14 protein-coding genes are annotated in these 14936 nt (G+C 65.3%); 12 read left to right on the plus strand and 2 right to left on the minus strand.

The annotated features are described in order from the left end of the window. The 4 genes from AC27IQ_RS11225 to accD all read left to right on the plus strand — a co-directional run. A partial coding sequence (locus AC27IQ_RS11225; RefSeq protein WP_487089506.1) for a phosphoribosylanthranilate isomerase occupies positions 1-602 on the plus strand: 602 nt, incomplete at its 5' end. Further along, positions 602-1870, plus strand: coding sequence for a tryptophan synthase subunit beta (trpB, locus tag AC27IQ_RS11230; protein ID WP_284424281.1), 1269 nt, complete (start codon positions 602-604; stop codon positions 1868-1870). The genes AC27IQ_RS11225 and trpB, both read left to right, overlap by 1 nt. Next, the gene (trpA, locus tag AC27IQ_RS11235; RefSeq protein ID WP_487089507.1) at positions 1867-2688 is read left to right on the plus strand and encodes a tryptophan synthase subunit alpha; all 822 of its coding nucleotides are present in this window, start codon (positions 1867-1869) and stop codon (positions 2686-2688) included. The genes trpB and trpA overlap by 4 nt, the downstream gene beginning before the upstream one ends. A 63-nt stretch (positions 2689-2751) precedes the next feature. Continuing rightward, positions 2752-3624 (plus strand): acetyl-CoA carboxylase, carboxyltransferase subunit beta, encoded by an 873-nt coding sequence (gene accD, locus AC27IQ_RS11240; protein WP_272567902.1) that lies wholly within the window; start codon positions 2752-2754, stop codon positions 3622-3624. A gap of 104 nt (positions 3625-3728) precedes the next feature. On the opposite strand, the gene AC27IQ_RS11245 is transcribed toward accD, so the two are convergent. Next, positions 3729-4277: a YggT family protein gene (locus tag AC27IQ_RS11245; protein WP_272567900.1), complete on the minus strand. Its 549-nt coding sequence runs from the start codon at positions 4275-4277 to the stop codon at positions 3729-3731. An 81-nt stretch (positions 4278-4358) separates the two neighbouring features. Here AC27IQ_RS11245 and AC27IQ_RS11250 point away from each other — a divergent pair, with 81 nt between their 5' ends. Genes AC27IQ_RS11250 through AC27IQ_RS11260 form a run of 3 tightly spaced genes read left to right on the plus strand, consistent with a single transcriptional unit; the run spans position 4359 to position 7519 of the window. After that, entirely contained in the window at positions 4359-5027 is a 669-nt protein-coding gene (locus AC27IQ_RS11250; protein WP_487089508.1) for an LON peptidase substrate-binding domain-containing protein, read from the plus strand. A gap of 40 nt (positions 5028-5067) precedes the next feature. Beyond that, positions 5068-6186, plus strand: coding sequence for a glycosyltransferase (locus AC27IQ_RS11255; protein WP_487089509.1), 1119 nt, complete (start codon positions 5068-5070; stop codon positions 6184-6186). 7 nt (positions 6187-6193) lie between these two features. Continuing rightward, positions 6194-7519, plus strand: coding sequence for a sugar transferase (locus tag AC27IQ_RS11260; RefSeq protein ID WP_284430066.1), 1326 nt, complete (start codon positions 6194-6196; stop codon positions 7517-7519). 13 nt (positions 7520-7532) lie between these two features. Here the strand turns inward: AC27IQ_RS11260 and AC27IQ_RS11265 are convergent, their stop codons facing one another. Further along, complete coding sequence (locus tag AC27IQ_RS11265; RefSeq protein ID WP_487089510.1) at positions 7533-8249, minus strand: methyltransferase domain-containing protein; 717 nt, start codon at positions 8247-8249, stop codon at positions 7533-7535. Between AC27IQ_RS11265 and AC27IQ_RS11270 the strand changes: the two genes are divergently transcribed. From AC27IQ_RS11270 to AC27IQ_RS11290, 5 genes are all read left to right on the plus strand, one after another. Then, positions 8248-9291: a glycosyltransferase gene (locus AC27IQ_RS11270; protein ID WP_487089511.1), complete on the plus strand. Its 1044-nt coding sequence runs from the start codon at positions 8248-8250 to the stop codon at positions 9289-9291. The genes AC27IQ_RS11265 and AC27IQ_RS11270 overlap by 2 nt on opposite strands. Further along, entirely contained in the window at positions 9285-10205 is a 921-nt protein-coding gene (locus tag AC27IQ_RS11275; protein ID WP_487089512.1) for a glycosyltransferase family protein, read from the plus strand. The genes AC27IQ_RS11270 and AC27IQ_RS11275 overlap by 7 nt, the downstream gene beginning before the upstream one ends. A 1249-nt stretch (positions 10206-11454) precedes the next feature. Next, positions 11455-13011 carry a lysine--tRNA ligase gene (gene lysS, locus AC27IQ_RS11280; RefSeq protein ID WP_487089513.1) on the plus strand — a complete coding sequence of 519 codons (1557 nt, stop codon included), beginning with the start codon at positions 11455-11457 and terminating at the stop codon, positions 13009-13011. 64 nt (positions 13012-13075) lie between these two features. Then, positions 13076-14113 carry a GGDEF domain-containing response regulator gene (locus AC27IQ_RS11285; RefSeq protein WP_372588250.1) on the plus strand — a complete coding sequence of 346 codons (1038 nt, stop codon included), beginning with the start codon at positions 13076-13078 and terminating at the stop codon, positions 14111-14113. Positions 14114-14145: 32 nt separating this feature from the next. After that, positions 14146-14775 carry a mechanosensitive ion channel family protein gene (locus AC27IQ_RS11290; protein WP_284430246.1) on the plus strand — a complete coding sequence of 210 codons (630 nt, stop codon included), beginning with the start codon at positions 14146-14148 and terminating at the stop codon, positions 14773-14775. Positions 14776-14936: the final 161 nt, after the last annotated feature.

The following is a 14936-nucleotide window of genomic DNA, read 5'->3' on the forward strand; positions in this document are numbered from 1 at the left end:
CCGCCAGCCCGCGCGGCATCACGCCGCAACGCGCCGCAGCCCTGGCCCGCAGGCTGCCTCCGTTCGTGACGCCGGTGCTGTTGTTCGTGAATGCCAACGCTACAGAAGTGATAGCAGCCTGCACAATGATTCCGTCGGCAACGGTCCAATTCCATGGGGATGAATCGCCACAAGACTGCTGGGCGGCAACTGCGGACGGCGCGCGGCCGTTCCTGCGAGCGGCACGCATTCCCCTTGGCGACGGTGCGGCGCGGTTCGACCTCGTACAATTCGCGGCAACCCACTCCCGCGCCCAGGCCATCCTGCTCGACGCCCATGTCGAAGGTTATGGCGGAGGCGGCAAGGCATTCAATTGGTCACTTCTACCTCCAAGCGTCGGCTCTCACCTCGTTTTGTCTGGTGGACTCACGCCTGCAAACGTGACCGATGGCATCTTGCAGGTGCGGCCGCGCGGCCTGTCGCTCGCGGTTGACGTCAGTTCCGGCGTGGAAGCCGATGGCCCCGACGGCAAGCCGTTGCGGGGCATCAAGGACGCCGGCAAGATCCAACGCTTCATCGCCGCCGTGCAGGCGGCCGATGCGCAATTTGCAAAGATTCATTGATGCTTTCCTACCAGCAACCCGACGCCGCCGGCCATTTCGGCCCCTATGGCGGTAGTTTCGCGAGCGAAACTCTCACCCACGCCCTGACCGAATTGCGCGAGGCCTATGCCCGCTACCAGAACGATCCGGAGTTCCTGGCCGAATTCCATTCGGAGCTGAAGCACTTCGTGGGGCGCCCCTCCCCCGTCTACCACGCGGCACGCATGAGCCGCGAGATGGGCGGCGCGCAGATCTACCTCAAGCGCGAAGACCTCAACCACACCGGCGCCCACAAGATCAACAACGTGATCGGCCAGGCGATGCTCGCCCGGCGCATGGGCAAGCCGCGCATCATCGCCGAGACGGGCGCAGGCCAGCACGGCGTCGCCACGGCCACCATCTGCGCGCGATATGGCCTCGAATGTGTGGTGTACATGGGCTCGGAGGACGTCAAGCGCCAGAGCCCCAACGTGTACCGCATGAAGCTGCTGGGCGCGACCGTCGTGCCCGTCGATTCGGGCAGCAGGACGCTCAAGGACGCGCTGAACGAAGCCATGCGCGACTGGGTGGCCCATGTGGACGACACCTTCTACATCATCGGCACGGTGGCGGGCCCGCACCCCTACCCCATGATGGTGCGCGATTTCCAGAGCGTGATCGGCACCGAGTGCCTGGAACAGATGCCGGCCATGCTGGCCGAGCAGAAGGCCAGCACCCAGCAGCCCGACGCGGTGATCGCCTGCGTGGGCGGCGGCAGCAATGCCATGGGCATCTTCCACCCCTACATCCCCTATGAGAAGACACGCCTGATCGGCGTGGAAGCCGCCGGTGAGGGACTGGACAGCGGCAAGCACTCCGCCTCGCTGCAGCGCGGCAGCTCGGGCGTCTTGCACGGCAACCGCACGTTCATCCTGCAGGACGAGAACGGCCAGATCACCGAAACGCACAGCATCAGCGCGGGCCTGGACTACCCGGGCGTCGGGCCCGAGCACGCGTGGCTGCAGGAAATCGGCCGTGCCGAATACGTCGGGATCACCGATGCCGAGGCGCTGGCCGCCTTCCATTACCTGTGCCGCACCGAAGGCATCATTCCGGCGCTGGAATCCAGCCATGCCGTGGCCTACGCCATGAAACTCGCCAAGACCATGCCAGCCGACCAGTCCATCCTGGTGAACCTATCGGGCCGTGGGGACAAGGACATCGGCACGGTCGCCGACCTGTCGGGGGCCGATGTGTACGACCGGCCCTCCATGCGTGGCCTCGGGGTCAAGGGAGGGCCTGCCGCATGAGCTCGCCGCGCAACCGCATCGCGAACACCTTCGCAGAACTGCAGGCCAAGGGGCGCAAGGCGCTCATTCCCTATGTGACCGCCGGCTTTCCGTTCGCCGACATCACGCCGGCGCTCATGCATGGCATGGTCGAAGCCGGGGCCGACGTGATCGAACTGGGCGTGCCCTTCTCCGACCCCATGGCCGACGGCCCGGTGATCCAGAAGGCCGGGGAAAAGGCGCTCTCGCTGGGCGTGGGCATGGTGCAGGTCCTGGGCCATGTGCGCGATTTCCGCCAGCGCAACGACAAGACGCCCGTCGTGCTGATGGGCTACGCCAACCCGGTGGAGCGCTACGACCAGATCCATGGCACAGGCGCCTTCGTGCGTGATTCCGCCGAGGCGGGCGTGGACGGCGTGCTCATCGTCGACTACCCGCCCGAGGAAAGCGAAGCGTTCGCGGCCAGCCTGCGCGAGCACGGCATGGACCTGATCTTCCTGCTGGCGCCCACCAGCACGGAACAGCGTATGCAGCAGGTCGCGCGCGTGGCCAGCGGCTACGTGTACTACGTGTCCCTCAAGGGCGTGACCGGCTCGGGCGCTCTCGATACGACCGCCGTCGAGGCCATGCTGCCCGTCATCCGCCGGCATGTGCACATTCCCGTGGGCGTGGGCTTCGGCATCCGCGACGCGGCCACGGCCCAGGCGATCGGGCGCGTGGCCGATGCCGTGGTCATCGGCAGCCGCATCATCCAGTTGCTGGAAGACCAGCCGCACGAGAAGGTGGTGCCCGTCACCATCGACTTCCTGCGGGGGGTGCGCAAGGCGCTGGACGCATAATTGCAGCCCGCGCGCCCGGTCCGTGGCGCGCCGGCTGAGACTTGAAGCGAAGAGGAAACCGATATGTCCTGGCTCGAAAAACTCCTGCCCTCCAAAATCCAGCAGACCGACCCGACCGAGCGCCGCCAGGTGCCGGAAGGCCTGTGGATCAAGTGCCCGAGCTGCGAGACGGTGCTGTACAAGACCGATCTGGAGCAGAACCAGAACGTCTGCCCGCACTGCAGCCACCACCACCGCATCAATGCCCGCCCCCGCCTGAACGCGTTCCTGGATGCCGAAGGCCGCTATGAAATCGGCCAGGAAGTGCTGCCGGTCGATGCGCTGAAGTTCAAGGACAGCCGCAAGTACCCCGACCGCCTGAAGGAAGCCCTGGAAAACACCGGGGAAACCGATGCGCTCATCGTGATGGGCGGCTCGGTGCGCAGCATCAACATCGTGGTGGCGTGCTTCGAGTTCGACTTCATGGGCGGCAGCATGGGCAGCGTGGTGGGCGAGCGCTTCGTGCGCGGCGTGGAAACCGCCATCGAGCAGAAGGTACCCTTCCTGTGCTTCACCGCCACAGGCGGCGCGCGCATGCAGGAAGGCCTGCTCTCGCTGATGCAGATGGCCAAGACCAACGCGGCCCTCACCCGGCTGGCCAAGAAGGGCCTGCCCTACATCAGCGTGCTGACCGACCCGACCATGGGCGGCGTCTCGGCCGGCTTTGCCTTCGTGGGCGACATCGTGATCGCCGAGCCCAAGGCACTGATCGGCTTTGCCGGACCGCGCGTGATCGAATCGACCGTGCGCGTGACGCTGCCAGAAGGCTTCCAGCGCGCTGAATTCCTGCAGACCAAGGGCGCCGTGGACTTCATCTGCGACCGCCGCGAACTGCGCGGCACCGTGGCCAAGAGCCTGGCGATGCTGCAGCGCCTGCCGGCAGACTCGGTGGCCTGATCGCTCACACGCTTCGGCCGATACCAAAACAATAGCCGCCACTGCTGACTGGATCAGCGGTGGCGGCTATTTTTTATGGGCGGGGCGAATTCCGCTGCCGGCCCCTACCGCAGCACCCATCCCTGTACGTTGCCCACCACGATCAGGCACACCTGCAGCAACACCAGCACCACCAGCGGCGACAGATCCACCCCGCCGAGGAGCGGCACCACGCGCCGCACGGGGCGCAGCAACGGCTCGCACAAGCGGGCAATCACGTCGGCAAGGGGTGAGCGCGTCTGCACCCACGAGAGCACGGCATAGACGATCAGCAGGCCGATCAGCCCGTAGATCGCCGCGCGCACCAGACCGAACACGGCCAGCCAGAGCAGCAGCACCAGGCCCGGGCCGGCGCCCAGCAGCAGCCACAGCAACAGGTACTGCACCAGCTGGATCAAAATCGCCGCGACCAGGCTGGCCCAATCCCAGCGCCCCGTGGCAGGCACGATCCTGCGCAGGGGCAGGACCAGCCAGTCGCTCAGCGCGAAAACCAGTTGCCCGATAGGGTTGCCAAAAGGCACGCGCTGCAGCTGCATGTAAAGCCGCAGCAGGCAAGCCCCGGCAAGCAGGCCGCCCACCACGTCCAGCAGGAAAGAAGCGATCTGGTAAAGCATGAAACCTCGTGATGTGGAGAATCTGGGGCGATGGTGCGAAGGGTTCCGCCGTGGGATGATAGCGGGCCAACCCGCCTGCCCATGACCTTCGTGCCCCCACCTTCCGAGCCGTCATTGCCGCCGCTCACGCTGACCTCCCTGCCGCTCTTTCCGCTGGGGACCGTGCTGTACCCGGGCGGGATGCTCTCGCTTCGCGTCTTCGAGGTGCGCTATCTCGACATGGTGCGCAAATGCCAGCAGGCGGGCGCACCGTTCGGTGTCGTTGCGCTGACGAGCGGCCAGGAAGTGCGCCAGGCAGGTGCAGCGCCCGAGCAGTTCCACGATGCAGGAACGCTCGCGAACATTGCGGAGATCGACACGTCGCACCCTGGCCTCATCGTTCTGCGAGCCGAGGGCTCGGCCCGCTTTCGCATCGTGCGCCGCCACCTGCTGCCACACGGCCTGTGGGTGGCCGACATCGAGCAGATGCCCCCGGATGTGCCGCTCCCCGTCCCGGAGGACCTGCGCAACACGGCCGCCGCGCTCGAGCAGGTGCTCGCACGCCTGCGTCACCGGGGTGCGGACGACCCCTCCAGCCTCCCCGATCCCACCCCCGAGCAACTGGACGACTGCGGTTGGGTCGCCAATCGCTGGTGCGAACTGCTCCCCGTGCCGCTGGACCTGAAGCAGCAGCTCATGCAACTCGACAGCCCGCTGCTGCGCCTGGAACTCGTGGGAGACGTGCTGGAGCGCACGGGCATCGCGCCGTGAACACGAAGGGCGCAACGGCCCGGCCTGGCGCGCGCCTGCCGTGAAGGTCCTGCAGGTCATCACCAAGGGCGAGGTCGGGGGCGCGCAAAGCCATGTGCTCACCCTCTGCCGGGAAATTGCCCGCCACGGCGTTGCGGTCCAGGTGGCCATCGGCGGCGCCGAGCCGCATCCGCCACTGGCCAATGCCCTGGAGGCTTCGCACCTCGCGGTGCATCGCGTCCCCGCGCTGGGCAATGCGCACAACCCGGTGCACGTGGTGCGCGCCGCCTGGGCCCTGCGGGGCATCGTGCTCGAACAATCTCCGGATCTGCTCCATGCCCACAGTGCGATGGCCGGCGTCGTAGCCCGGTTGGCCGGTGCACTGACCCGCACCCCCGTGATCTACACCGTGCACGGCTTCGCTTTCAAGGCGGGACATCCCTGGAAGCGCCGCACAGTGGCCCTTGCCATGGAGTGGCTGCTGGCCCCGCTGACCCGGCGCATGATTTGTGTCTCGGACCATGAGCGCCGGCTGGCGCTCGTGTTACCGCTGCCTTCGCGGCGGGTGTCCGTCATCCACAACGGCGTCGAGGATGTGGCAGTCCCAGGCAATAGCGCAGCATCGACCGCCGAAGCGGCGCCGACGATCGCGATGGTTGCCCGCATGGCCCCGCCCAAGCGCCCGGACATCCTGCTGCACGCACTCGCCCAGTTGCGTGGCGCCCTGGGGCACGAAGTCCCCGCCACCTTTTTCGGTGGCGGCCCCGAGCTGGCAGCCCACCGCGCACTGGCCCATCGATTGGGCCTGCAAGCGGTGCGCTTCACCGGCGATGTGGATGATGTTGCGGCCCAACTGGCCCAGCACGCCATCTTCGTGCTGGCATCGGATCACGAAGGCCTGCCCATTTCGCTGATCGAGGCGATGCGTGCGGGCATGGCCATCGTGGCCAGCGATTTGCCGGGCATTCGCGAATTGCTGCCGGAGTCGGCTCATGCGCGCCTGGTGGCGCCCGATCCCGCAGCATGGGCCACGGCGTTGCGGCAACTGATAGAGTCGCCAGCACTGCGCGCCCGCATGGGCGCGGCAGCACGGCAACGCTACGAGCAGCACTACACCGCAAAGCGCATGGCTCTGGCCGTGCGCTCGGTCTACGCCGCGGCGACTTCGCGCACCCACTGACGATTCCATGAACAGCATTCCACGCCGCGAACTCGGCTCCTCCACGGCGCACCGACAGGGTGCCGTGCTGCGCTGGGCGCTGGGTGGCACCTTGATTCTGCTGGTGAGCTATCTGGCGGGGCTCGGCCTGGAGCGGTACGACTGGGTGACCTACCAGTTTCCGCAGACGGTGCTGTGGTGCGCCATTCCGTATGCCATGACCGCCCACTGGCTCTACAACGGCGCCTATCTGCCCCAGTTCGAGGGACGCCGCTTTCTCTTCGTGGCGACCGCAGCCCCCTACCTTGCCGCCCCGCTGGGTTTCGCCTTGCTGCAGCAGCCCTATTCCCGCGGCGCCGTTCTTCTCGTGTACCTGCTCTCGTCGGCATGGTTCCTGGTCGGCCATTGGCGCAACCGGCGGCACCAGGTGCTGTCCCTGGCCTATCTGGACGATACCGTGCCTCTGCGCCTTCGGGAGCTGCTGGGCGACACGGCCCAGGCCAGCCAGCACCACATCGCGCTGCTGCCCTGGACGCCCCTGGAAGAGTTCGGCACGGACACCGGCACAACCCACGCCGCCCCCCAATGGGCCGGCGTGGTGCTGGATCGCCATGCCCCCTCGAGCGCCGCACGCGAGCGATGGATCAGCGATTTGCGCCTGCAGCATGTGCGGCTCTACAGCGTGGAGGCTGTGGCCGAACTGCTGAGCGGCCGCAAAATACTGCCCCACCAGCAGACCCAGGACCTGTGGACCCTGGACGGCAACCCGGCCTACGACACCTTCAAGCGGCTGACCGACCTGCTCCTCACGCTGGCAGGGCTGCCGGTGTGGCTGCCGCTGTGCCTGGCCGCCGGCCTGGCGGTGAAGCTGGATTCGCCAGGGCCCATGCTTTTTTCCCAGATCCGCGTCGGCCGCAATGGCCGTGCGTTCCGCATCTGGAAGCTGCGCAGCATGCGCCATGCCGGCGACGACCGCACAGCGCGCTTTGCCCAGCCCAACGATGACCGGGTGACCTCCGTGGGCCGGTTCATCCGCCGCACCCGTCTGGACGAACTGCCCCAGCTATGGAATGTGCTGAAGGGCGAGATGAGCCTGATCGGTCCAAGGCCAGAGCAAACGGAGTTCGTGCGCGTGTTCGCCGACCGGATTCCCGCGTACCCCTACCGCCACCTCGTGCGCCCCGGACTGACGGGCTGGGCTCAGGTCCAGCAGGGTTACGCCGACAGCGAGGAGCAGACCGCCATCAAGCTCAGCTATGACCTCTATTACGTGGCGCACTACTCCGTGGCCCTGGACTTGCTGATTGCGTACAAGACGCTGCGCATCGTGGCGGGGGGATTTGGGTCGCGTTAGGGGCCGCAGCGTGTCACGGAAGGGCGCGAGCAGAGCGGCGCGCACGCGCCACCAAGACATCGGCGCCCAAAGGTCGCCATTGCATCAAGCGGTGCAATATCCGCCCCTTGATGCTGCCAGGTGCGCTGACCGAGCAGCCCCGCAGTTCAATCACTTGCAATCCAGCATCCGCCAGTACCTTCTGAAGGGTGTAGGGAGACAGCCATGCCCGGTGGTCGGTATTGATGCGCTCAATGCCTCTGGTCGTGTGCACGATGTTGCGCAAGGACAGCCCGTTCGGCGCCGAGACGATGAATTCCGCCGCAGGAAATAATGCCGACAGTCGAGCCAGAAATGCCGAAGGGTCCGCCAGATGTTCAATGACGTCAGGCACCATCACCAAGTCGATGGGCAGCGATTGCAAAATGCCGGCAGCTTCTGGATCGTGGATGTCCAGGGCATACAGCTTTTCGAATCCCAACTGCCTTGCCGACTCCACCGCAGCTGTATTGATGTCGATGCCATAGCATTCGCGTGCGGACCGGCTCAGACGCGCATGCAGCCAATGCCCTGCGGCTACACGCGAGGCAATCAAAGGCTGATGATCGGCAAAACCGACGTGCAATACCGAGCGATCAATGCACCATTGCTCCAGAAGATCTCCGCGGGAACGCACGTCGAAGGCGATATCGGGCCGATAGCTGTAATCATCATCAAACTCATCGCCGGACAGGTATTTGGAAATCTCCATGGCCGCATTATCCCCACCCGACCGTAGCGCACTGCAGGTCTGCATGATCCAGGGCGCCACAGGTGCCGGCGGCGTGGCCACGGTCGTCAAAAGCTTGGCAAACGGATTGATGCAACAAGGTTGCCATGTTGGGCAATGCGCAAGCTCGCCATCCGAATGGCGATCGCTGCTATCTGCGGCCAGGCGCAGCGACGTGCTGTTGGCCACGCACAATTTTCGCGAGGCCTACGTGGCATGGGCAATCGGCGCTTTGCTTCGCAAACCGGTCGTAGTTTGGTTTCATGGCCCATTGAGCGAAGTGCTGGCACAAGCGCGGGCAGGGTTCGCCAAGCGCCTCTGGCTGCGCTGGTTCTACCGGCGTGCGGCCTATTTCGTGTTCGTATCTGCGTCGTCCAGTCAATCCTTTGCGCAGTTCATGCAAGGGACTGCGTTGAGATCCAAGGGCATCACGGTGATACCTAACGCACTTCCGCCCATAGCACACCCGAAAGCCCCCCTGCCACCCAAGCTGGATGGGATCGTTCGCATCGGCTATGTCGGTCGCCTGTCGCCAGAAAAGAATCCATACCTGCTGATCGGCATGCTGCGCGCCCTGCCGTCACGATTTCAGCTCACCGTGGTGGGGGATGGGCCCTTGCGCAGTGATCTGGAGGCCGCCTCCGCTGATCTTGCGCAGGCCAACCGCATCCGTTTCTTGGGCCACCGATCCGACATCGCCGCCTTCTACGGAACGCAGGATCTCACGGTGCTGACCTCGCTCTACGAAGGCTGTGCCATGGCAGTGCTGGAATCGCTGCAGGCCGGTGTGCCTTGTGTTGCGGTGCCGATTCCCAGCCTGCAGGAAATGCTGCAGGAACACGCGCCCTATCTTTTGGCGGAAACCAGCACGGCGGCAGCGCTGGCCCATGCCGTGGAAGCCACATTGCAGCACCCGGCTGCTGAGCTGGTGCAAGACCTCCAGAAGGTAATGGGCCACTACCAGTACTCCCATTTTTTGCAGCGCTGGCACACCTTGTTGAAAAGCACGGTGGCTGCATGCTGATCCATTTCATCCATCCTGGAAGGGCCTATCTGCCGGAATTGGCGGCCTACCAGAGCTTCTTGCAATCCAGGGGCCATGGTGCGCTCATCCACACCAGCGCCGAAGAGGTGCCGGCACAAGCCGCCGTGCTGTGGTGGATGTGCGGTGCCGTACCTGGCAACGCCACAGGCAGGCATGCGAGTGCCTGGCATGTGCATGAATACGCTTCGGCTTCGGTGCCGCCAGTCGCCTGGGTGAAAGACAAGGTCAAGTCATGGCGACAACCGCAGCCGCACTACCGGATCTTTCAGAATGCATGGGTGAAGGACCGCATGGGGTTTTCCGACGCCGTGCCTTACGAATACCGGGACATGGGCGTTTCTCCGGAATTTCTGGACGCAAGCGCTTTGCCGCGCGCACCCAGTTTCGATTTCGTCTATCTGGGCGACATGCAACGCCTGGCAGGCTTTCGCCCTCTGCTACAGGGGCTGGAGGAGGCAGGGCGCAGCCTTTTACTGATTGGAGATGTTCCCGAAGGGTTGCGGGAGTGGCTGCATGAGCGCTCTTTCGCCACGATGGCAGGGCGCATTGCGTACGCCCAAGTACCGGCCCTGTTGATCCAGGCTCGCTACGGGCTCAATCTAGTTCCGAACCGCGCACCGTACCACCAGCAAACCTCTACCAAGCTGTTGGAGTACTGCGCCGTTGGGCTGCCAATCATCTCCACCGATTATCCCTGGGTACGCGAGTTCGAAAAAAAAGCGGGCGCCCGCTTCATCTACTTACCCAGGGACGCAACGGTAGGTCAGTACGCACGGCTGCTGGGACCCGAGCTGGACGGTCGGTCCCACACTGCACCCGCTGTGCGACAACGCACTTGGCAAGACCTTCTGGAAGGCATGCAGATCTGGAAGTACCTGGGCTTTCAGCGATGAGTTCCATGGCAGTCACGTCCCGCATCGCCATTGCCAGCGCTGCCTCGCTGGCAGCGCAGGCGCTGTTCGGCCTTCTCATGCTGCGCCTGTTTTCCCCTTCGGACGTGGGCGCGTTCACCGTGGTGAGCCAAATCAGCTTCTTCTGGATGACGCTGGCCCTGGCCCAAAGCCCGCTGAGCTTTCTCGCCAACATTCACATTCCGCCAGCGCAGGCGCTGCGTCAAGCGTTGCGGGCGAGCCTGTGGCGCTGGCTCCTGCTGTTGCCTGTGGCTGCAATGGCAGTCTGGGTGTCAAAGCTGCCTTCCTTCGCTCCGTTCATGGCCTGGGCAACAGCCATGGCACTGCTGCAAATGGGCTGGTACATGGCACAACCCTGGGCCTTGCGAATGGCTTCCGCGCACACTGCTGCGCTGGCCCGCGCGGTACCGCCGGTCATCGCCGTCCTGATCGCGGCCGCCATGGGAATTTTTTGGGCGGGCAATGGCTCGGCCGGCTTGCTGATTGCCGCTACTTGCAGTTACGGCATCGGCGCCCTTTGGCTCACGCGCCGTGCAGACAGCCGTCCCACTTTGGAGTCGCCACCCACCGGCGTGGTGGCCAAGGCAGCCACCACGCAACTCGACGATCGCAGTGCAGGTTTGCGTCTGGCTCACACGGTGGCAGATGCCATCGCGGGCACTGCCGTTCTCTTGGTGTGGCAACGCGCGTACGGCCTGGCGGAAGGCAGCTATCTTGCCGTGCTGCTGCGGCTGCTTGGGCTTTTTCCGGCCGTGGTCTATGCGGCATGGCCCCAGGTGCTGCTCTCACGCGGGCAGCAAAAAAAGGAAACTGTCTCTGTGGATGGGCCTCGGAGGCGCTGGATGCGCCGCATTGGCCGGGTTGATGGCCATCGGAGCGCTGCGGTTCGGTTGGTTCGCTTCCTCCTGGCAAGGATTGGAGGATTACATAGCGCCGCTGGTCATCTGGCAATGCGCCGCCTGCGTATTTGCAGCGCACGGCCATATGCCCTTTCAGCGCGGCCTGGCACGGTCATTTTCGTGGGCGACCATCGGCTTCAACGCGCTGCAATTGGGCGTGCTGACGCTGCCTTTGGCACTGCATTCCGTTGGCCCGACGACGCATGTCTGGTGGCTTGCAGGGACCTCGGCTCTTGGATTGCTGGCCTTGACGGTTTGGATCGCGGGCAAAAAACTAAAATAGACTGTTTCAGCTTGCCCATGGCGCATTCCGCCAATGCCTACGCACTCCTATGCTTCCCCCAAATAACGCTCCGGCAACCCCTACGCCTTCTTCCGACGACAACCAGCTCATCGCCGAGCGCCGCGAAAAACTCAAGGCCCTGCGGGAGGCCCAGGCAGCAGGCAAGGGCGTGGCGTTTCCCAACGATTTCAAGCCTGCCCACCATGTGGCGGACCTGCAGGCGCAGTACGCCGAAAGCGTGGCCGATGCACTCGAGGCGAGCCCTGTCACCGTGAGCGTCGCTGGCCGGATGATGCTCAAGCGCGTGATGGGCAAGGCCAGCTTCGCCACCGTGCAGGACGGCTCGCTGGGCACGACGGGGGGTCGCCTGCAGCTGTACGTCACGCGCGATGCGCTGGGTGAAGAGCTGTACGCCGCCTTCAAACACTGGGACCTGGGCGACATCGTGGGTGCGGAAGGCACGCTCATGAAGACCAAGACCGGCGAGCTGTCGATCAAGGTCACCACGCTGCGCCTGCTCACCAAGAGCCTGCGGCCCATGCCGGATAAGTTCCACGGCGTGGCCGACCAGGAGGTGAAATACCGCCAGCGCTACGTGGACCTGATGACCGATGAGACCGCGCGCAGCCGTTTCATCGCCCGCAGCAAGGCCGTGAGTGGCCTGCGCGAGTTCATGGTGCAGCACGGCTTCCTGGAAGTGGAAACGCCCATGCTGCACCCGATTCCCGGCGGCGCGAATGCCAAGCCGTTCGTCACCCACCACAACGCGTTGGAGCAGGAGATGTACCTGCGCATCGCGCCCGAGCTGTATCTGAAGCGCCTTGTGGTGGGCGGCTTCGAGCGGGTGTTCGAGATCAACCGCAACTTCCGCAACGAAGGCATCTCGGTGCGCCACAACCCCGAGTTCACCATGATGGAGTTCTACGCGGCCTACTGGAACTACCGCGACTTGATGGACTTCACCGAGCAGCTGGTGCGCGATGCGGCCATGAAGGCGGCCGGCACGCTGCAGCTGACCTACGGCGGCCGCGAGGTGGACCTTTCCCAGCCTTTCCAGCGGCTGACCATCCGCGAGGCGATCTTCCAGTACACCGAAGCCGGCGCCCATGTGGACGATGCCGCCTGGCTCGTCAGCGCCCTCAAGAAGCTGGGGCTGAGCGAAGAGAAGAACCAGCTGTCCAAGCGCACGCTCGCCAGCCTGCAGGTGCTGTACTTCGAAGAAACGGTGGAAGACAAGCTCTGGCAGCCCACCTTCATCATGGAGCACCCGACCGAGATCAGCCCCCTGGCCCGGGCCAACGACACGCGCCCTGAAGTGACCGAGCGTTTCGAGCTCTACATCACCGGCCGCGAGTTCGGCAACGGCTTTTCCGAGCTGAACGACGCCGAGGACCAGGCCGCGCGCTTTCAGGCGCAGGTCGCGGCCAAGGATGGGGGCGACGACGAGGCCATGTTCTTCGACCACGACTTCGTGCGGGCGCTCGAGTACGGTATGCCTCCCACGGGTGGTTGCGGTATCGGCATCGATCGGCTGATGATGTTGCTCACCGACAGCCCCAGCATCCGCGACGTGATCCTGTTCCCCGCCCTGCGCCGCGAACATTGATCGGCTGGGGGCTGCGGCCTTTGCGGCCGAAAGGCCCGCACCTGCCTTCAGGAAAGGGACCGTGATGACCACCACCCATCCCACCCCACTGCCCCCCGGTGGGGGCCGCATCGAGGACACCATGCCCTTCACCGTGCTGGTCGTGGAGGATCAGGCCTCCCTGCGCGCGGTGCTGGTGGCGGAATTGCGCAATGCCGGCGTCGTCGATGTGCTGGAGGCTGCGTCGGGCGACAAGGCGCTCGACCTGTTCCAGTTGCACCGGCCGGACCTGGTGCTTCTGGACATCCGCCTGTCCGACCACAACGACGGCTATTGGGTCGCGCAGCAGATGCGCGAGGCCGAACCCGGGGGCTGGACGCCCATCATCTTTCTCTCCGGCCTGGACGGCGACCTGGACGTATGGCGCGGCATCGAGTCGGGCGGCGACGACTACCTGGTCAAACCGGTCAAGCCGATCGTCCTCGTTGCCAAGCTTCGCGCCATGCGGCGTCTGCTGGACATGCGCCGCCGGCTGGTGTCGCTGTCGCAGGAGCTGCACCTGGCCAACCAGCGGCTCAATGAGATGGTCGAGGTGGATGCCCTGACCGGGCTGGTGAACCGCCGCGGCCTGGACCGCATCCTGCACAACGAGATCGCCGCGGCGCGGCGGGAGGGCGAGCCGCTCACCCTGATGCTGTGCGACCTGGACCACTTCAAGCGCTACAACGATTCCGCCGGCCACTTGCAGGGCGATGCCTGCCTGAAGGACGTGAGCCGCCTGCTGCGCGACGTGTGCACGCGCCCGCGCGATGTGGCGGCGCGCTACGGCGGCGAGGAGTTCGCCCTCATCCTGCCCGGCACGCCCCGCTCCGGCGCGATGACCTTTGCACGGGCGCTGGGCAAGCTGCTGTCCGTGCGCGCCCTGCCTCACCCCAATTCGCCGCTCGGCCCGACGCTCACGCTGTCCGGCGGCATCACCACCTGCGTTCCTGACGAAGGCACCAGCGCGGAGGCCATGCTGATGCGCGCGGACCAGGCGCTGTATGCCGCCAAGGCCCAGGGACGCGCCCGCTTTTTCAGCTTCGAGATGCAGATGGACACCGTCGAGCAGTTGCGTGGCTGACAGGAGACCTTTTGCCGAACGACTGGACCTTCATGCTGCGCCTGCAACCTTACCTGCCCGACTGGATCCGGGACTGGCTCGACATCATCGTGCCGGGCCTGCAGATCCTCCTGATCCTGATCGTCGCCGTGGTGCTGCAGCGCACGCTGCGAAGGCTGGTGGGGCGTGCCGGCCACCATTACCAGTGGCCCATCGAGATGATGGTGCCGATCAACGGCCTGCTGCGCTGGATCATCATGGGCAGCGCGCTGCTGCTCGTGCTGGAGCGCCTGGGTGTTTCCGCCACCGTGCTGTGGACCGCCTTCACCGGATTCGCCACCGTGGGTGCCGTGGCCTTCTTCGCCGCGTGGAGCGTGCTGTCCAACCTGTTCTGCGCGCTGCTCATCTTCACCGTGGGGCCATTCCGGCTGGGCGACTACATCGAGGTGCTGGACACGGCGGAAAAACCGGGTGCCAAGGGGCGCGTGATTGACATCAACCTGCTCTACACCACCCTGGAAGACTTCGACACGGGGCCGGACGGCGCACTGCTGCAGATTCCCAATACCCTGATCTTCCAGCGCGTGGTGCGGCGTTGGAAGGGCGGGCCTCCGCGCAGGGCGGATGCCGCGCCGGAAGACGCTGCCTCGGCCGAGGCCTCTTCCAGCCTGGAAACGGTCTGACCCTGCCAAGTCTGCTGCCGGCTCACGCAAGGCCGCAGCGATTTTCAGCGTGGCAGGCACCACATGCCGGCCATTCAGCTTTCGCCGTGCCGGCGCCCTTCGGGCCGGTGGGCCGCTTCCGGCCCATGGCCATGCTGCGCTGGCGCCGGCGAGGCATGGGG

The organism is Acidovorax sp. KPB24-07, assembly GCF_057543315.1.